Genomic DNA, 16,962 nt, shown 5'->3' with positions numbered 1-16,962 from the left:
CCCCGCCCGCGCACCCCCACCTCGGGCTACTTGTCCAGCCATCGCCACAGGCGGCGGGCCGAGGGGGCCTCCTCTACGCCCGCGCACTTCTGCAGCAGGTCGATCACGTGGCTGTTCACCAGCTCCGGCTGCTCCAGCTGCACCATGTGCCCGGCACCCCGGACACGCGCCAGCTCGGCATCCGGGAGTTCCGCGGCGATCCGTTCGGCGTGCGAGTACGGCGTGAACCGGTCGGCGTCGCCGCCCAGGACCAGTACGTGGGCGTGCTTCAGGCCCGCCAGCGCGGCGTACCGGTTGTGACTCCCCAGCGTGTCCACGAAGTTCACCAGGCCCCGCACCGGGGTCACGGCCAGCATCTCCAGCAGGAAGTCCACCACCTCCGACGGCACATCCCGCGAACCGAACGACAGGCGCCGCACGGCGGGGCGTGTCAGCTGACCTCCCGCGGCCCGCACGAACTCCACCAGCCCCGGCTGCCAGCCCGCCAGCCCACCCACCCCGCGCGTCAGCGGGTTGTACTTCGACAACAGGCTCCGCGGCAACCCGCGACTACCCACCTCACCCGCCGCGGTCGCGAGGAACGCCACCCCGCACACCCGCTCGGCGAACAGCTCCGGGTTCTGCTGCGCCAGCTCCATGATCACCATGCCGCCCATGGAATGCCCCAGCAGCACGATCGGCCCCTCCGGCACCACCGACCGCAGCACCGCGTCCAGATCCCGCGCCAGCTGCTCGATCGTGCTGCTCCCGGCGTCCGCCGCCCCGGACAGGCCGTGCCCGCGGTGGTCGTAGTACACCTGCCGCACCCGCGGCAACGCCAGCGAAGCCAGCGCCCGCCGCTGGAAGTACCAGCTGCGCTGCGACAACGCGAACCCGTGCACCCCCACGACGGTCAGCTCCGGCTTGCCCTCCTCCGGATCGACCTCCGACACCGCCAGCGGCGTCCCGTCATCCGCGGCGACCGTGCACGTCCGGTCGGCACGCAGGTCACCCAGCCGCTCGCCGGGCTCCACGGCCGAACGACGCTGCTGCGCTGCGAACGCGATCCCGGCCGCCGCCGCTCCCGTCGCGAGCGCGGCAGCACCGCCGACGACCGTCAGCAGGCGCCGGGACGGCGTCATGTCACTCCCCCTCGTACCGCCGCCGCACCCGCGGCCGGTACATCCCGGTGACGATCTCGTAGTCGATCGTGCCGATCGTGTCCGCCCACTCACGCGCGGTCGGCTCGCCCAGCCCGCCCGCGCCGAACAGCACCACCTCGGCCCCGACCTCCGGCTCGTCGTCCCCGCAGTCGACGACCAGCTGGTCCATGCACACCCGCCCGGCCACCGGCCGCCGCTTCCCGGCCAGCCACACGTCCATCCGGCCGGACAGCGTGCGCGGCACCCCGTCGGCGTACCCCGCGGGCACCAGCGCCAGGTTCGTGTCCCGCTCGGCCGTCCACGTCTGTCCATAAGAGACGGACTCACCGGCCTCGATGCGTTTGGTGAGCACGACCTGCGAGCGGAACGTCATCGCCGGACGCAGATCTTCCCGCTGTGGCACGGGATTCAGCCCGTACACCGCGATACCGGGGCGCACGAGGTCGAAGTGCAGGTCCGGGCGCGTGAGCGTCGCGGCGGAATTCGCTATGTGCCGCAACGGGTTCAGCCCCGCTTCGCACGCGATGTCGTACGCCGCTTGGAAACGCTGCGCCTGCTGGTCGATCGACGGGTGACCGGGCTCGTCGGCACACGCCAGATGCGACCACACCGCCACCACCTCGACGTCCGGCTCGGCCGCCGCGGCCTTGACCAGCGCGGGCCACGCGTACGCGGGAGACCCACTGCGCGAAAGCCCGGTGTCGATCTTCAGGTGCACGCGGGCGCGCTTGCCGACCCGCTGCGCCGCTTCGGCGATCCGGGCGAGCTCGTGGGTGGAACTGGCCGACAGATCGATGTCCGCGGCGACACCCGGCGCGAAGTCCACGCCCGGCGCGTCGAGCCACGTGAACACCGGCGCGGTGATCCCCGCCTCCCGCAACGCGAGCCCCTCCGCGAGCGAGCACGCCCCCAGCGACGTCGCACCGGCGTCGAGCGCGGCCTTCGCCACCGGGACGGCGCCGTGGCCGTACCCGTCGGCCTTGACCACGGCCATCGTCGCGGCACCGGCCGCCCGCTCGGCGAGCAGGCCGACGTTGTGCCGGATGGCGGCGAGGTCGATCACGATCTCGGCGCGGAACAGTTCGGGGCTCATCGCGCCGATTTTCCCACAGCACGCCGATGGCCGGCTTCGCGGTGCGAAGCCGGCCATCCGGAAAACACTCAGTCCAGGCGCAGGCCGGTGCTGGTGGAGAACACGTGCAGCTCGTCCGGGCGGATGCGCAGGCGCAGGGTGTCGCCCATCGACGGGGTCTTGCGCGGGTCGACACGCGCCACGACGCTGGCGCCTTCGGCCGCGCCGTCGGCGGCGATCTTGCCGTAGACGAAGGCGTCCGAGCCCAGCTCCTCGACCAGGTCGACCTTCACGGCGAGACCGTCCTGGTCGGTCAGCTCCAGCGACTCCGGCCGGAAGCCGAGGGTGACGTCTTCGCCACCGGCCGCGGCGATCGTCTCGCGCGACAGCGGCACCGTGATCCCGCCCAGCGACGCACCGGCGTCGGACAGCCGCGCCGACGCGAGGTTCATCGCGGGCGAGCCGATGAACCCGGCCACGAACACGTTCGCCGGCCGCTCGTACAGGGCCCGCGGGGTGTCGCACTGCTGCAGTAGCCCGTCCTTGAGCACCGCGACGCGGTCGCCCATCGTCATGGCCTCGACCTGGTCGTGCGTGACGTAGACGGTGGTGGTGCCCAGCCGCCGCTGCAGCGCGGCGATCTGGGTGCGGGTGGACACACGCAGCTTCGCGTCCAGGTTGGACAGCGGCTCGTCCATCAGGAACACCTGCGGCTCGCGCACGATCGCGCGGCCCATCGCGACGCGCTGCCGCTGGCCACCCGAGAGCGCCTTGGGCTTGCGGTCGAGGTAGTCCTCCAGGTCCAGCAGCTTCGCCGCCTCGGCCACGCGCTGCTTGATCTCGTCCTTGGGCTTGCCCGCGATCTTCAGCGCGAAGCCCATGTTCTGCCCCACCGTCATGTGCGGGTAGAGCGCGTAGTTCTGGAACACCATCGCGATGTCGCGCGAGCGCGGCGGCAGCTGGGTGACGTCGCGGTCACCGATCCACACGGCGCCGTCGTCCACGTCCTCGAGCCCGGCCAGCATGCGCAGGCTCGTGGACTTGCCGCACCCGGAAGGCCCGACCAGCACGAGGAACTCCCCGTCGGCGATCTCGAGATCCAGGGCGTCGACCGCCGCGCGGTCGGCGCCGGGGTAGCGGCGGGACGCCTTGTCGTAGGTGATCGTGGCCATCAGGTGTCCTCTCCTGTTTTCAGTGAAACGTGATGCACGAGCTCGCGGATGTCAAGGTGCCGGTGGCGGAGCTCCTCGCCGGTCGCGGCGTCCCCGGTGACCGGCTCCAGCCGGGTGTTCTCGGACCAGGCCGGCGGTTCGTCGCCGCCGGCGAGCGCCCACGCGGCCTGGCGCGCGGCGCCGAGCGCGACGTGCTCGGCCGGTTCGGGCACCACGACCGGCAGCCCGAACACCGTCGGCGCGACGGCACGCACGGCGGCCGACTGCGCGGCACCGCCGATGAGCAGGACGCGGCGCGCGGTGACGCCGTGGGCCTGCACCGCGTCCAGGCCCGCCGCGAGGCCGCACAACATGCCTTCGACGGCGGCGCGGGCGAGGTTCTCCGGGGTCATGTTGGTGCGGCGCATGCCGTGCAGCGAACCGGCCGCGTCGGGCAGGTTCGGGGTGCGCTCGCCGTCCAGGTACGGCAGGAGGGTCAGCCCGCCCGCGCCCGGTTCCGCGGCGAGCGCGAGCCGGTCCAGACCAGCCAGGTCGACGCCGAGCATCGTGGCCGTAGCCGTGAGCACGCGGGCGGCGTTGAGGGTGCACGCGAGCGGCAGGAACCGGCCGGTGGCGTCGGCGAACCCGGCAACGATGCCGGTCGGGTCGGCGGGCGCCGTCGCGGACACGCCGAACACCGTGCCGCTGGTGCCCAGCGACACCACCACGTCGCCCTCGCCGAGGCCCAGCGCGAGCGCGGCGGCCATGTTGTCGCCGGTGCCCGCGGAGACCAGCACCCCGTCCGGGGTCTCGCCCGCCGCCTCACGCGGGCCGAGCACGCGGGGCAGCTCCGGGGTCCGGCCGCCGAACGCGTGGCTCAGGAAGTCCTTGCGGTAGACGCCTTCCGCGGGTGAGAAGTAGCCGGTGCCCGACGCGTCGCCGCGGTCGGTGACCGGCTCGCCGCCACCGAGCAGACGCCAGGTGAGCCAGTCGTGCGGCAGCAGCACGCGCGCGACGCGGTCGGCAAGCTCCGGCTCGTGCTCGGCCATCCAGCGCAGCTTGGTGACGGTGAAGCTCGCGACCGGCACCGAACCCACGGCTTCGGCCCACGCGCGGGGGCCGCCGAGCTCGGTCACCAGGTTGTCCGCGGCCTTGGCGGAGCGGGTGTCGTTCCACAGCAGGGCGGGCCGGACGACCTCGCCGTGCTCGTCGAGGGTCACCATGCCGTGCTGCTGCCCGCCGACCCCGATGGCCCGCACGCCGTCGAGCAGCCCGTCGGACGCCTGGGTGAACGCCTGCCACCAGAGCCGCGGATCGACCTCCGTCGTGTCGGGGTGCGCAGCGCGGCCCGTGCGCAAAACCGCTCCTGTGAGCGCATCGCACACGACCACCTTCGTCGACTGCGTTGACGAGTCGACGCCGGCGACCAACGGCGCTGTTGTCATACCGAAGAGCCTCCGTCACTTTCGCGATTCAGTCCAGGGTTTTCGCCGGATTTTCCCGGCTGGTCCACGAGTTCGACCCGGGTGCCGAACTGCCGCATCGCGGCCAGTTCGTCGTCCGGCGTCCCACCATCCGCGATGACCAGGTCATATGCCGAAACGTCACCGTACGAATACGTGGCGGTACGGCCGAATTTCGAGCTGTCGACGACGAGAACGTTTTTGTTCGCCGCGGCCAGTGCCGCTCGTTTGAGCGATGCGTAGTCCCGCACCGGGTGGTACAGCCGACCGCCCGCGACGGCGGTGGCCGACACGAACCCGATGTCTGCGCGCATCCGCCCGAGCGCCTCGATAGTGTCCGGGCCGATGCACGAGTCGAACTCGGTGTACCGCCCGCCGAGCAACAGGACCTCCGCGCTCTCGTGCTCCCCGAGGATGCGCGCGGCCTCCAGCGAGTTGGTGATCACCACCAGCCGCTCGATCCCGGCGAGCAGGCGCACCAGTGGGAACAACGTGGTCGAGTCGTCGACGAACACCGTCTGCCCGGCCCGTACCTCACGCACGGCGACGGCGCACAGCGCCTCCTTGCACGGCAGGTTCAGACCTTCGCGGAAGCGCTTCGCCGTCTCCATCGTCAACGCCGGGTACGCGGCGACCCTGCCCCGCAGCTTGCGCAGCAGCCGCCGTTCGGCCAGGTCGTCGAGGTCGCGGTGGACGGTCATCAGGCTGACCCCGAACCGCTCGGACAGCTGGTCGATCCGCACCTCGCCGGAGTCGATCACGTGCCGCAGGATGTCCTGGCGGCGCTGCTCGACCTCGGCGTCGGACGGCCGCGTCCTAGCCAACGCGGGCTTCCTGCGGGCGCACGACGGCCTTGATCACCGAGTCGTCCTTGGCGGCGACGGTGAGGGCCTCCTCGACCTGCTCCAGCCCGAACCGGTGGGTCACCAGCCGGTCCAGGTCCACCTCGCCGGAGGCGGCCAGCGCGATCGCCGTGGGCCAGGTGTTGGCGTAGCGGAAGGTGCCGGTGATCTCGATCTCGGAGTTCTGCACGTGCGCGAGCGGCAACGGGATCTCGTCACCGCCCATGCCGATGAGCACGATCCGGCCCGCGCGGCCCACCTTGCGGATGGCCTGTCCGGCGGCCACCGGCACACCCGAGCACTCCAGCAGCACGTCCGGGTCGAAGTCCGCGTCGGCGAGGTTCTCCTTCGACACGTCGATCGTCGCGGTGGCCCCCAGCTCCCGCGCGACCTCCAGGCGCCGCGGGTTCACGTCGGTCACCACGACCTCGCTCGCCCCGAACGCGCGCGCCGTCTGCGTCGCCACCAGCCCGATCGGCCCGGCGCCGGTGATCAGCACCCGGCTGCCCGGCGCGGTGCGTGCCTTGCGGTTCGCCCACACGCCAACGGAAAGCGGCTCCAGCAGCCCGGCCGCGTCGTCGCTCAGCGAGTCCGGCACCGGGTGCGCGAAGTCCTCGCGCAGCACCACGTACTCGCAGAACGCGCCGTCGATCGGCGGGGTGCCGAAGAACCGCATGCGCGGGCAGAGGTTGTAGCGGCCGGCCTTGCACTGCTCGCACACCGAACACGGCACACCCGGCTCCAGCGCGACACGCTGCCCGGCCTCGTGCCGCTTCGCCGCGCTGCCCGTCCGGACCACCACGCCGCTCGGCTCGTGCCCGAGGACCAGCGGCTGCTCGACCACGAAGTCGCCGATCCGCCCGTTCTCGTAGTAGTGCACGTCCGAACCGCAGGTGCCGACCGACAGCACTCGGATGAGCACCTCGTCCGGCCCGGGCTCCGGCACCGGCCGCTCCTCGGTGCGCACGTCGTGCACCCCGTACAGGACCGACACCTTCATGCGCGCACTCGTCATCGAGCCCTCCGTCCGAGCTGGTCAGCTCATTCTTACCGGAGGAACCGCGAGTTGTTAACGCATAACTTGATAACTTCTTAGGCTTCGGATGGCGTCCGGAATCGCCGAAAGCACGCCGCTGGCCGAAACCGGCACCCCGCGCGCGGCGAGGTCGGCGGCCAGCGAGTGCACGTACGCCGCGGCGCCCGCCGCGAGCCACGGGTCGAGTCCGGCGGCCAGCAACGCGCCGACCAGACCCGACAGCAGATCGCCGGACCCCGCGGTCGCGAGCCACGAGCCGCGCGCGACGTTCGCGAGCACCCGGCCGTCGGGCGCGGCGACCAGCGTCGTGTTGCCCTTGAGCAGCACCACGGCGTCGAACCGGCGGGCCGCCGCCTTCACCGCGCCCACCCTGTCGGCGCCCGGAGGCGCGCCGGTCAGCCGCTCGAACTCGCCCGCGTGCGGCGTCAGCACCAGCGGCGTGCCGGGGTCGCGCGCGTCGAGGACGTCCGGCTGGTGGGCCATCAAGGTGGTCGCGTCGGCGTCCGCGCACACCGGCACCCCCGCCGACAGCACGTGCTCCAGCACGCGGCGGCCCGACTGCCCGGTGCCGATGCCCGGCCCGACGACCCATGCCTGGACGCGGCCCGCGTCGGTCACCGAACCCGTCGCCACCACCTCGGGCCAGCGCGAACGCACGACGTCCGCCGCCGGTCCGGCGTAGCGCACCATGCCCGACGTCGCGAGCACGGCCGAGCCGGTGGCGAGGACCGCGGCGCCGGGATAGGTGGCCGAACCGGCGGCGATGCCCGTGACGCCCTGGCTGTACTTGTTGTCCTCCGGGCCGGGCACCGGCCACGCGACGCCGACGTCCACGGCGTCCAGCTGCTCGATGCCGGGATCGCCCAGCTCGGGCAGCAGGCCGATGTCGACCAGCACGACCTCGCCGCACCGCTCCGGGTTGAGCACGTGCACCGGTTTGCGCGCGCCGAACGTGACCGTGCGGGTGGCCGTGATCGCCGGACCGTCCACAGTGCCCTGATCGGGGTGGACACCGCTGGGCAGGTCGACCGCCAGCACCGGCGCGCCGATGAAGTCGAGCAGGCTCGCGGCGTCCTCCCGCAGCGGCCCGCGCGCCTGCAGACCGACGATGCCGTCGATCACCAGGTCCGCGGCTTCGAGCACGCGGGGAGCCTCGTCGAGGGTGACAGCCCTGCCACCCGCCCGGCGCAGGGCCGCGAGCCCGGCGGCGTGCGCCTTCTCCGGGTTGAGCAGCACGGCGGTGACGGCGACGCCTTGCCTGCGCAGGAACTTGCCCGCCCACAGCGCGTCGCCGCCGTTGTTGCCGGCCCCGACGAGCAGGGTGACCTGGGTCGCGGCGACGCGGCCGGTGTGCGCCCGCAACATGTCGGCCGCCTGCACGGCGACCCCGAAGGCGGCGCGCTGCATGAGCGCGCCCTCCGGAGTCTTCGCCAGCAGGCGTTCCTCGGCCTCGCGGATTTGGTCGGTGCTCCAGATGCCTTGCATGAGCCCTTACTCCACCGTCACGGACTTCGCCAGGTTCCGCGGCTTGTCCACGTCGTAACCACGGGCACGGGCGATTTCGGCGGCCAGCACCTGCAACGGCACGCTCGACACCAGCGGCTGCAGCAGCGTCGGCACGGCGGGCACCTCGATCAGCTCGTCCGCGAACGGGCGCACGGTGTCGTCGCCCTCCTCGGCGATGACGATCGTGCGCGCGCCGCGGGCCTGGATCTCGCTGATGTTCGACACCAGCTTCGCGTGCAGCACCGCGCGCCCCTTCGGCGACGGCATCACGACGACGACCGGCAGGCCCTCCTCGATCAACGCGATGGGCCCGTGCTTGAGCTCGCCGGCCGCGAAACCCTCAGCGTGCATGTACGCGAGTTCCTTGAGCTTCAACGCTCCTTCGAGCGCGACCGGGAACCCGACGTGCCTGCCCAGGAACAGCACTGCCTTCGAGTCGGCCATCCGCCGCCCCAGCGCCCGCACGTCCTCCACAGTGGACAGTGCTTTCTGGACGGCCGCAGGCATCGCCTCCAGCTCGGCGAACTCGCGCGCGACCTCGTCCGGGTACTTCGTGCCACGCGCCTGCGCCAGCGCGAGGCCGACGAGGTAGTTCGCCGCGACCTGAGAAGTGAACGTCTTCGTCGCCGCGACCCCGACCTCGGGCCCGGCGTGCGTGTACAGCACCGCGTCGGACTCGCGCGGGATCTGCGCGCCGTTGGTGTTGCAGATCGCCAGCACACGCGCCTTCTGGCCACGCGCGTGCCGCACGGCCTCCAGCGTGTCGGCCGTCTCACCGGACTGTGAGATCGCGACCACGAGGGTGTCGCGGTCGAGCACCGGGTCGCGGTAGCGGAACTCGCTGGCGAGCTCGACCTCGACGGGCAGCCGCGTCCAGTGCTCGATGGCGTACTTCGCGATGAGCCCCGAGTGGTAGGCGGTGCCGCACGCGACGACGAACACCTTGTCCACGTCACGCAGGTCCTGGTCGGACAGCCGCTGCTCGTCGAGCACGATGCGGCCGCTGTCGAAGTGCCCGCGCAGCGTGTTGGCCAGTGCCTCGGGCTGCTCCTCGATCTCCTTGAGCATGAAGTAGTCGTGGCCGCCCTTCTCGGCGGCCGACAGGTCCCACGCCACCGTGAACGGCTTGGCCTGCGCGGGTTCCCCGGCGAAGTCGGTGACCTCGTAGCCGTCGCGGCTGATCACGACCAGCTGGTCCTGCCCCAGCTCCACGGCCTCGCGGGTGTGCTCGATGAACGCGGCGACGTCCGAGGCGACGAACGTCTCCCCCTCGCCGACCCCGACGACCAGCGGGGACGACCGGCGCGCGGCGACCACCAGGTCCGGCTGGTCGGCGTGGGTCACGACCAGTGTGAACGCGCCTTCGAGGCGGCGGCACACTGCGCCGACGCTCGCCGGGAGGTCCCCCGCGGTGGGGCCTTCGTTGTACGCGCGGGCGATCAGGTGCGCCGCGGTCTCGGAGTCGGTGTCGCTGGTCAGCTCGACCCCGTCGGCCTCCAGCTCGGCGCGCAGGGCGGCGAAGTTCTCGATGATGCCGTTGTGCACCACGGCGACGCGCTCGCTCGTGTCGCGGTGGGGGTGGGAGTTGCGGTCGACCGGGGCGCCGTGCGTGGCCCAGCGGGTGTGCCCCATGCCCGCGGTGCCGGCGAAGCGCTCGCGGCCGGTGGTGTCGAGCTGCTGTTCCAGGTTGGCCAGCCGGCCCGCCTTGCGCTCGACGGTCAGCGCACCGGCGCCGTCCAGCACCGCGACCCCGGCCGAGTCGTAACCCCGGTACTCCATCCGCCGCAGCCCGCCCAGTACGACGTCCAGCGCCGGGCGGTGACCGACGTATCCCACGATTCCGCACACCCGGACGAGGGTACTGGGGCGCGCGGCGCCTCGGCTGGGGGCCGGGGCCGCGCTGGCCTATTCTTCTGGCCATGGCCAGCAAGCCGAAGGAACTGCTCGAGGAGCTGTCGCACCCCGGTCCGCACGACGTGGTGCGCGGCAACCTCGCGCTCGCCGGGCTGCCCGGTGTGGTGTTCACCCCGCGCAGCGGGCTGGGCCTGCCGGGCGTCGCGTTCGGACACGGCTGGCTGCAGCCGCCGGGGCGGTACCGCGAGTTGCTGACCCACCTGGCGAGCTGGGGTTTCGTCGCGGCGGCGCCGTCGACGCAGCGCGGGCCGCTGCCGTCGCACCGGCTGTTCGCCGCCGACCTGAAGTCCACGCTGGACATCGTGACGGGCGTGCGGCTCGGGCCGGGCGGGATCAGCGTCGACCCGGCGAAGCTGGGCCTGGCGGGGCACTCCGTCGGCGGCGGTGCGGCGGTGCTGGCCGCGGCGGGTGACCCGCGGATCAAGGCGGTGGCCACGATCGCCGCGGCGCAGACCCTGCCGACGGCGACGGACGCGGCGCGGAAGCTGACCGTGCCGGGCCTGCACCTGGCCGCGAAGGGCGACCTGGTCACCCCGGCGGCGGGCAACGCCGAGGCGATCGCCAAGGCGTGGGGCGGTCCGGTCCAGCTGAGGATCCTCGACAAGTCGACACACCTCGCGGTGACCGAGGGCAGCCACTGGAGCCAGCGGCTGCTGCAGGGCAAACCGCAGCGCCGGACGCAGAAACTGGTGCGCGCCCTGTTCACGGCGTTCTTCCTGACGCACCTCACCGGCACCGACAAGTACCGCCCCCTGCTGGAAGCGGACGTGAAACGAGCGTCGATCGACTTCGACCCGAGCCTGGCCGAAGAGGCGGCTTGAGGGGTTCGGCCTGGTAGCGGCCACTTTCGGTGCGCTTCTGACGGCTGAACATCGGCTCGGGACTGCCGCCGGATTCGCGGCTGCCGACCCGGCGCCAGTCTCGGCACGGCCCTGGCGGCCGGACGGCGGCGAGGGGCAGAAGCGGTGGCACGCCCGGTCACGACGGCTCCGGTCACCACCGCCGGGCAAGCCGCCACCCAGCCCCGCCCAGCCGCCTGGGGCTACCGCCGGATTCGCCGCGCCCGCTGCCGAAACAGCCGCGGGCCACTCCAGCGCGCCACCCCGGCCCGTCGCTGGCGGCCGGGGCCCGCTGCGGCCCCGCCCGGGCGGCTCAGCTACTGCCCTCCCCGGGCCACCGCCGCCGGGCAGGCCCACCCCAGCGTGCCCAGCTGCCGCCGATCCGCCCCGCCTCCAGCCCGGCCACGCCACCACTACGCCCAGCCACCTCGCCCGGCCTCGTCACCGCCGGGTTCGCCCCGCACCACGCCAGCCGCGCCACCGCCGGGTTCACTACGCCACCCCGCCCGGCCCAGCCGCCGCCTATCCGCCCCGTCTCCAGCCCGGCCCGCCCGCCATCACGCCCAGCCACGCCATCTCGCCTGGCCGCGCCACCGCAAGGTTCACCCCGCTCGGCCGCGCCACCGCCAGGTCCGCCGCGCCGCCTCGCCCCGCCACAGCCGAAGCAGGCGTGGCCCGCTCCAGCGCGCCGCCCCGACCGTCGCTGGCGGCCGAGGGCCGCCCGAGCCCGCCCGGGCGGCTCAGCCCAGCCAGCTGTTGTTCGAGAAGTCGTCCTCGTCGAAGTCCGCTCGGGAGTGGCGCGCGCGGCGGGGCGCGGGCTCCTGCGACGGCTCCGCGGGCTGGGGCGGGCGCGGCGTGAGCGACTCGGTGGACCGCGCCGCGGCGTAGGGGTCCTCCTCGTCCTCCGCCGGGCCGAAGCGCATGGTCGTGTTCTTGTCCGCCAGCGCCTTCTCGGTGCCCCAGCCACCCGCCTCGCGCTCGCGGCGGCCCAGCTCACGGCGGTGCTGGACGTACCGCTCCGCCGCCTGGACCTGCTTCGTCATGTACTCCTGCGACCTGGCCTGGATCTCCTGGCCCTGCCGGTCGAGCATCGCCCGCCGGTCAGCCTGCTCGCGGACCAGCCCGTCCATCCTCGCCTTGTACCGCTGGATCTCGTCCGAGACCATGCGCCCCTCCTAGTCCCGCGGCCTACCGCTGGGTGACCGACCGGTCCCCGTCGTCGTCGAGCGAACCGCTGATGCGCCCGGCCGCCCCGCCGGAGTTGAAGATCCCGCCGTCGATCCGGTACGCCCGCGAGCTGCGCTCCTGGTCCTCACCGCCACCGCCGGCCGCGCCCATGCCACCCATCATTCCGGCCATGTTGCCCAGCCCGCCGGAACCACCGCCGGACTGCTGCTGCGCCGCCACGCCTTCCACCGCGCCGACCGGTTGCAGGCCCGGCGCGTGCGCGGGCTGGTGCATCGACGCCCCGGTGTGCGCACCCGGCCCGAGCGACGACGTGTCACCGAGCGAACCCGCGCTCTCCGAGCCCACCACCCCCGAACCGACCGCCGCCAGGCCGTCTCCGCTCGTCGTCGCCGGAGTGGTGGCACCCGCGTCGGTGAAGCCGCCGGCGCCATCGGGCACCGGACCCGTCGCCTCCGCGGGCTGGACCGAGACGTCGCTCGCCGCGGCCGGGCTGGAAGACGGCGAGTCTCCCTGACCCTGCGGCACCTCGGCGGGCTGGGCCGGAACGTCACCCGCCGCCGGACTGGAGCCGCCCTGCGGCACCTCGGCGGCCCTCTCCGCCCCGGACACACCGGAAGCGCTCGAAGCGTCCTCTTTGGACTCACCGAGCGTGTACGTGGTGGGCTTGCCCGTGCCGTCGTCGACCGTGACGACCGTCGGCCCGTCGGGCCCCTCCGGCCGCTCCGCGGTGATCTTGAGGTTGCCGTCCTCGATGTGGATCTTGCCATCGGGGCCGGGCTGGTACGTCCCGTCCGGCCCCGGCTGACCGTTCGTGCCCGCCGCTCCGTGCGGTCCGAAACCCGCCTGCCCGGTCCCGGCGGCCGTGTCGCCCACCGCGGTGTCCTTGCCGTCGCCCCAGTCGAGCTTGTAGTCCTTCGGCTGACCGGTCCCGTCGTCGACCTTGATGTCCATCTTGCCGTCCTTGTCCGGCTCGGCCATCTCGATCGTGTGGTCGCCCTGCTGGACCGTCAGCGTCTCCTGCTCGTCCCCCGTGTCCTTGACCGGCTCGCCCGTCTTCGGGTCGATCGGGTACGGCTCGCCGGTTTCCGGGTCGACCTCCAGCGGCTTGCCGGTGTACGGGTTGGTCCCGTCCGCGGCCTCCTTCTTCACCGCGTCGGCCACCGCCTGCGGGTCCTCTGTGGACGGTGTGCTGGTGGACGGGACCGTGGCCGACGGCGTTCCGCCGCCACCGCCGACGCTCCCTGTGCCGCCCGTGCTACCGGTGCCGCCCGTGCTACCGGTGCCGGTGCTGCCCGTGCCCGTGCTGCCCGTGCTGCTCGGCTGGGTCTGACCGGTCGACCCGGTACTGCCCTCGAACTCGTTCTTGATCTTGCCCATGACGTCGTCGAGCCCGTCGTAGGCGTTGTTGACCAGGTCGAGCGTGTCCTTGCAGGTCTTGTCGAACCCCTTGTACAGGCGGTCCCACATGTCCGGGTTGAAGGCGTTCTGGATCCACTGCTTGGCCAGGTCCTGGCCCTGCTTCTTGATGTCGTCGTCGTCGCAGCAACCGTCGTCGTTCAGGGTGTCGACCAGGTTGGTACCGAAGTTCAGGTCCATCCAGCCCGCGATGGCCTTGAGGTCGTCCTTCTCGGCGTGCTCCCCGTTCGCGACCGCCACGACCTTCTGGGCCATGTTGAAGTCGGCCTTGCCCACCTGGTCGGTGTACATCGCGACGATCGCGTCGGCCTTGCCCTTGCACAGCTGGTACACAGTGGACACTGCGGTGGTGGTGGCCTCGCTCGCGTCTTCGAGCGTCTGGGCCAGTTTGTTGGCCTTGCTCAGGATCTGCTCGTTGTAGTGGTCGGACGCCGCGTTCGCGGCCGAGCCGCTCCAGGTGTGGAACAGGGTGCTCAGCGAGGTGCCGGTGTCCTTGATGGTCTGGTCCACCGTGGTGGAACCGGTCTTGAAGTGGTCGGCGTCGGCGAGGAAGTTCTCGAAGCTGATGCCGCGCTGCTCGTCGAACCGCTTCTTGATGTCGTTGTTGAAGTCCAGCGCGCGCGTGTTGCCGCGGCAGTCGTCGGGGATCTTCGCCAGCAGCGAGCCGAAGGTCTGGAACACCTTCAGCGCGGGCTCGGCCGCGTCGAACAGCTCGTCGGACGTCTTCGTGCCGGTGCCGCCGGGGCCGGGCGGCTGCTTGGTGCCGAGGTTGGTCTTGCCCTCGTCGACGGCCTTCTTCTCTTCGCGCTCGTTGTAGGACGCCTGGTCCCCGGCCTTCTTGGCCTCGTCGTACGCGTGGTCGGTGCCCTGGAAGCCGAACATCGGCGACGAGCCGTACGCGTCCGCGTACCGCGCCGCCTCGTCCCGTTCCTCCTTCGTGGACGACGCGGGCAGCCCCTCGAACATCGGGGCCTGGTTCTCCTGCTGCCAGGCGGAGACCAGCATCATCTTGTTGGCGGGCGGCACGCTCGGGTCGTCGAGCAGCGCCTTGACCTGGGCCCACGTCTTCGCCATCAGACGGTCCCCGCATTCGTGATCGCGGTCGACTGCGTGTGCTCGCCCTCGGCGTAGCTCTTGCCACCGCTGCCGATGTTGGTGCCGAACGCCTTGAGCGTGTTGCTGTAGCCGCTCACGGCCTGCCACAGCGTCGACACGCCGGCGGTGTACTTCTGGGCGTGGTCGCCGTGGGCCTGGCCGAAGCCCTGCGCGTTCACGGGCGTGCTGGCGAGATCGGTGTTCTTGTCCGGCAGGTCCTCCGCCAACTGGACGATCTGCTTCGACGCCGTGGCCATCGCGTCGGTACTCGCGGTGTATCCGCCACTCACTTCCGAGCCCCCCTCACCAGGTCCGCTGACGGAACATCCGACGCACGTCAGCCGCGTCCGGTGCCGTTACATGTGCAACTGAATGTAGCTCCCCCGGCACTCAGGACGCAGCCGTTTCGCCCGGTTTCTTCTCCAGCGCCTCGGCCAGGACCTGGGCGACGGCGTTGACGTCGGTCAGCCGGTCGCGCTCGTCGAGGTCGATCGAGACCTCGTAGAAGACCTCGACCGTGGCGAGCAACCGGATCCGGCCCTTGGAGTCCAGCCCCAGCTCCTCGAGCGGAGTGTCGGGCCGCACCGTGGCGGGGTCGAGCAGGAACGTGTCGCACACGAGCTTCCGGACTCCGGCAACGAGCTCATCCATGTTGTTCACCGTAACTGGCACGGGCCGCCGACCTGGAGACCTTCCCGCTCGACGTACGCGGCAGCTCCCCCGGCGGCACGAGCCGGAACGACCGCAGCGCGATGTCGTGCTCACGCGACACCGCCCGCAGGACCGCACGCGACACCTCCTGCGGGTCCGGCGCCACGTCGCGTACCTGCTCCGCCACGACGGACACGCCTTCGCCCCGGGTGTCGCGGATCCCGAAGGCCGCCACGCGGTCCCGCCGGATCGCCGGATGCGCCTGCGCCACCGTCGCTTCGATGTCCTGCGGGTAGTGGTTGCGGCCGTCGATCACGATGAGGTCCTTGAGCCGGCCGGCGAGGTAGAGGTCGCCGCGGTGGACGAAGCCGAGGTCGCCGGTCCGCAGCCAGCCGTCACGGCCTTCGAGCCGGTTGCCGAACGTCCCGTCCTCCCGGCGCCAGTACCCGGCGGCGATGTGCGGCCCGTGCACCCACACCTCGCCCAGCACGCCGTCGGGCCGGACCTGCCCGTCGCCGACGATCCGCACGAGCTGCCCCACCGGCCGCCCGACGGACACCAGCTCCTGCCGGTCCGGAACGTCCGGGCCGGCCTCGACCGCGCGGCCCCGCGCCAGCTCCTCGCGGTCGAACGCCGTGACCGTCGGGCCCTCCGGCCCCGCACTCGTCACGTAGACCGTCGCCTCGGCGAGCCCGTATGACGGACGGTGTGCCTCGCGCCGGAAACCGTAGGGGCCGAACGCCTTCTGGAACTCCTCCACGGTCTCCGGCCGGATCGGTTCGCTGCCGTTGAGCGCGATCCGCACGCCCGAGAGGTCCAGGCCTTCGCGCGGCGCGGCCTCGACGGCGAGGTCGTAGGCGAAGTTGGGCGCCGCGGTGAAGACGTTCGGGTAGTCCGACAGCTGCCGCAGCCAGCGTTCCGGCCGCCGCACGAACTCCGCGGGCGCCATGAACACCGATCGGCCACCCGCGAAGACCGGGAGGCAGACCAGCTGGATCAGCCCCATGTCGTGGAAGAACGGGATCCACCCGGCACACGTCGTGGTCTCGTCCACTTCGTACGCCCGGCTCGCCTGCCAGCAGCTCGCGACCACGGCGCGGTGCGGAATCACCGCTCCCGCCGGGGTGCGGGTGGAGCCGGAGGTGTACTGCAGGTACGCGGGCGCGTCCGGCTCGACGGTCACCGGGTCCGCGCCGGGGCCGTCCAGCTCGTCCACCGCCAGCAGGTGCCGGGGCGTGCCGAGCTCGCGGACCCGGTCGGCGACGCGCGAGGACGTGAGCCAGACCTGCGCCGCGGAGTCCGCCAGGGCGCCGAGCAGGCGACCGCGGTGTGCGTGGCCCGACGGGGCGAACAGCGGCACGGCCACGAGCCCGGCCGCGAGCGCCCCGAGGAACGCGACCGGATAGGACAGGTCCTGCGGCGTGAGGATCGCCACCCGCTCGCCCGGCTCGGCGACCTCCCGCAGCCGGTGCGCCACCACCCGGACGCGGGCCACGAGCTGCCCCCACGACAGGCTGTGTTCGCCGCCCGCGGGGTAGTCGAGGAACGTGAACGCCGGGCGGTTGTCCCCGGCCCGCGCGAACAGCCGGTCGGTCAGCGGCGTGCGCAAAACGTCTTCGGGCACGCTCATCGCGCTCTACCGTGGGA

The 16,962-nt window shown here is 72.4% G+C and carries 15 protein-coding genes; 1 reads left to right on the top strand and 14 read right to left on the bottom strand.

What is annotated here, in order from left to right; genetic code table 11:
- Positions 1 to 26 precede the first annotated feature (26 nt).
- The 8 genes from FHX82_RS04640 to glmS form a co-directional block, all read right to left on the bottom strand.
- Entirely contained in the window at positions 27 to 1,121 is a 1,095-nt protein-coding gene (locus FHX82_RS04640; RefSeq protein ID WP_183176474.1) for an alpha/beta fold hydrolase, read from the bottom strand.
- Between the two features lies 1 nt (position 1,122).
- The gene (alr, locus tag FHX82_RS04635; RefSeq protein ID WP_145939237.1) at positions 1,123 to 2,235 is read right to left on the bottom strand and encodes an alanine racemase; all 1,113 of its coding nucleotides are present in this window, start codon (positions 2,233 to 2,235) and stop codon (positions 1,123 to 1,125) included.
- Between the two features lie 68 nt (positions 2,236 to 2,303).
- Entirely contained in the window at positions 2,304 to 3,386 is a 1,083-nt protein-coding gene (locus FHX82_RS04630) for an ABC transporter ATP-binding protein (protein ID WP_145939238.1), read from the bottom strand.
- Positions 3,386 to 4,810 (bottom strand): xylulokinase, encoded by a 1,425-nt coding sequence (gene xylB, locus FHX82_RS04625; RefSeq protein WP_145939239.1) that lies wholly within the window; start codon positions 4,808 to 4,810, stop codon positions 3,386 to 3,388. Before xylB ends, FHX82_RS04630 begins: the two co-directional genes overlap by 1 nt.
- On the bottom strand, positions 4,807 to 5,652 hold the full coding sequence (locus FHX82_RS04620) for a DeoR/GlpR family DNA-binding transcription regulator (RefSeq protein WP_145939240.1): 846 nt from the start codon (positions 5,650 to 5,652) through the stop codon (positions 4,807 to 4,809). The genes xylB and FHX82_RS04620 overlap by 4 nt, the downstream gene beginning before the upstream one ends.
- Positions 5,645 to 6,685, bottom strand: coding sequence for an NAD(P)-dependent alcohol dehydrogenase (locus tag FHX82_RS04615; protein WP_145939241.1), 1,041 nt, complete (start codon positions 6,683 to 6,685; stop codon positions 5,645 to 5,647). Before FHX82_RS04615 ends, FHX82_RS04620 begins: the two co-directional genes overlap by 8 nt.
- Before the next feature lie 54 nt (positions 6,686 to 6,739).
- Entirely contained in the window at positions 6,740 to 8,191 is a 1,452-nt protein-coding gene (locus tag FHX82_RS04610) for an NAD(P)H-hydrate dehydratase (protein WP_145939242.1), read from the bottom strand.
- Positions 8,192 to 8,197: 6 nt separating this feature from the next.
- Entirely contained in the window at positions 8,198 to 10,060 is a 1,863-nt protein-coding gene (gene glmS, locus FHX82_RS04605) for a glutamine--fructose-6-phosphate transaminase (isomerizing) (RefSeq protein WP_145939243.1), read from the bottom strand.
- A gap of 71 nt (positions 10,061 to 10,131) precedes the next feature.
- On the opposite strand from glmS, the gene FHX82_RS04600 reads away from it, so the two are divergent.
- Complete coding sequence (locus FHX82_RS04600; protein ID WP_145939244.1) at positions 10,132 to 10,947, top strand: dienelactone hydrolase family protein; 816 nt, start codon at positions 10,132 to 10,134, stop codon at positions 10,945 to 10,947.
- A 331-nt stretch (positions 10,948 to 11,278) separates the two neighbouring features.
- On the opposite strand, the gene FHX82_RS04595 is transcribed toward FHX82_RS04600, so the two are convergent.
- The 6 genes from FHX82_RS04595 to FHX82_RS04570 all read right to left on the bottom strand — a co-directional run bounded on the left by FHX82_RS04595 (position 11,279) and on the right by FHX82_RS04570 (position 16,945).
- Positions 11,279 to 11,536, bottom strand: coding sequence for a hypothetical protein (locus FHX82_RS04595; RefSeq protein WP_183176473.1), 258 nt, complete (start codon positions 11,534 to 11,536; stop codon positions 11,279 to 11,281).
- 169 nt (positions 11,537 to 11,705) lie between these two features.
- Positions 11,706 to 12,131 carry a hypothetical protein gene (locus tag FHX82_RS04590; RefSeq protein ID WP_145939125.1) on the bottom strand — a complete coding sequence of 142 codons (426 nt, stop codon included), beginning with the start codon at positions 12,129 to 12,131 and terminating at the stop codon, positions 11,706 to 11,708.
- A 22-nt stretch (positions 12,132 to 12,153) separates the two neighbouring features.
- Positions 12,154 to 14,643 (bottom strand): WXG100 family type VII secretion target, encoded by a 2,490-nt coding sequence (locus FHX82_RS04585; RefSeq protein WP_145939126.1) that lies wholly within the window; start codon positions 14,641 to 14,643, stop codon positions 12,154 to 12,156.
- Positions 14,643 to 14,954 (bottom strand): hypothetical protein, encoded by a 312-nt coding sequence (locus FHX82_RS04580; protein ID WP_145939127.1) that lies wholly within the window; start codon positions 14,952 to 14,954, stop codon positions 14,643 to 14,645. Before FHX82_RS04580 ends, FHX82_RS04585 begins: the two co-directional genes overlap by 1 nt.
- Positions 14,955 to 15,054: 100 nt before the next feature.
- The gene (locus FHX82_RS04575) at positions 15,055 to 15,315 is read right to left on the bottom strand and encodes an acyl carrier protein (RefSeq protein WP_145939128.1); all 261 of its coding nucleotides are present in this window, start codon (positions 15,313 to 15,315) and stop codon (positions 15,055 to 15,057) included.
- Positions 15,308 to 16,945, bottom strand: a complete 1,638-nt coding sequence (locus FHX82_RS04570; RefSeq protein WP_145939129.1) for a fatty acyl-AMP ligase — start codon at positions 16,943 to 16,945, stop codon at positions 15,308 to 15,310. Before FHX82_RS04570 ends, FHX82_RS04575 begins: the two co-directional genes overlap by 8 nt.
- Positions 16,946 to 16,962: the final 17 nt, after the last annotated feature.

Source organism: Amycolatopsis bartoniae, from assembly GCF_014191255.1.
Lineage (GTDB): Bacteria > Actinomycetota > Actinomycetes > Mycobacteriales > Pseudonocardiaceae > Amycolatopsis_E > Amycolatopsis_E bartoniae.
The sequence above is the reverse complement of the archived record's forward strand: the minus strand, read 5'-3'. Positions and strand labels throughout refer to the sequence as shown.

Coding starts and splice junctions, on each gene's coding strand:
- FHX82_RS04640 (WP_183176474.1), bottom strand. CDS start 1,121: ATGACGCCGTCCCGGCGCCTGCTGACGGTCGTCGGCGGTGCTGCCGCG.
- alr (WP_145939237.1), bottom strand. CDS start 2,235: ATGAGCCCCGAACTGTTCCGCGCCGAGATCGTGATCGACCTCGCCGCC.
- FHX82_RS04630 (WP_145939238.1), bottom strand. CDS start 3,386: ATGGCCACGATCACCTACGACAAGGCGTCCCGCCGCTACCCCGGCGCC.
- xylB (WP_145939239.1), bottom strand. CDS start 4,810: ATGACAACAGCGCCGTTGGTCGCCGGCGTCGACTCGTCAACGCAGTCG.
- FHX82_RS04615 (WP_145939241.1), bottom strand. CDS start 6,685: ATGACGAGTGCGCGCATGAAGGTGTCGGTCCTGTACGGGGTGCACGAC.
- FHX82_RS04610 (WP_145939242.1), bottom strand. CDS start 8,191: ATGCAAGGCATCTGGAGCACCGACCAAATCCGCGAGGCCGAGGAACGC.
- FHX82_RS04600 (WP_145939244.1), top strand. CDS start 10,132: ATGGCCAGCAAGCCGAAGGAACTGCTCGAGGAGCTGTCGCACCCCGGT.
- FHX82_RS04590 (WP_145939125.1), bottom strand. CDS start 12,131: ATGGTCTCGGACGAGATCCAGCGGTACAAGGCGAGGATGGACGGGCTG.
- FHX82_RS04585 (WP_145939126.1), bottom strand. CDS start 14,643: ATGGCGAAGACGTGGGCCCAGGTCAAGGCGCTGCTCGACGACCCGAGC.
- FHX82_RS04575 (WP_145939128.1), bottom strand. CDS start 15,315: ATGGATGAGCTCGTTGCCGGAGTCCGGAAGCTCGTGTGCGACACGTTC.
- FHX82_RS04570 (WP_145939129.1), bottom strand. CDS start 16,945: ATGAGCGTGCCCGAAGACGTTTTGCGCACGCCGCTGACCGACCGGCTG.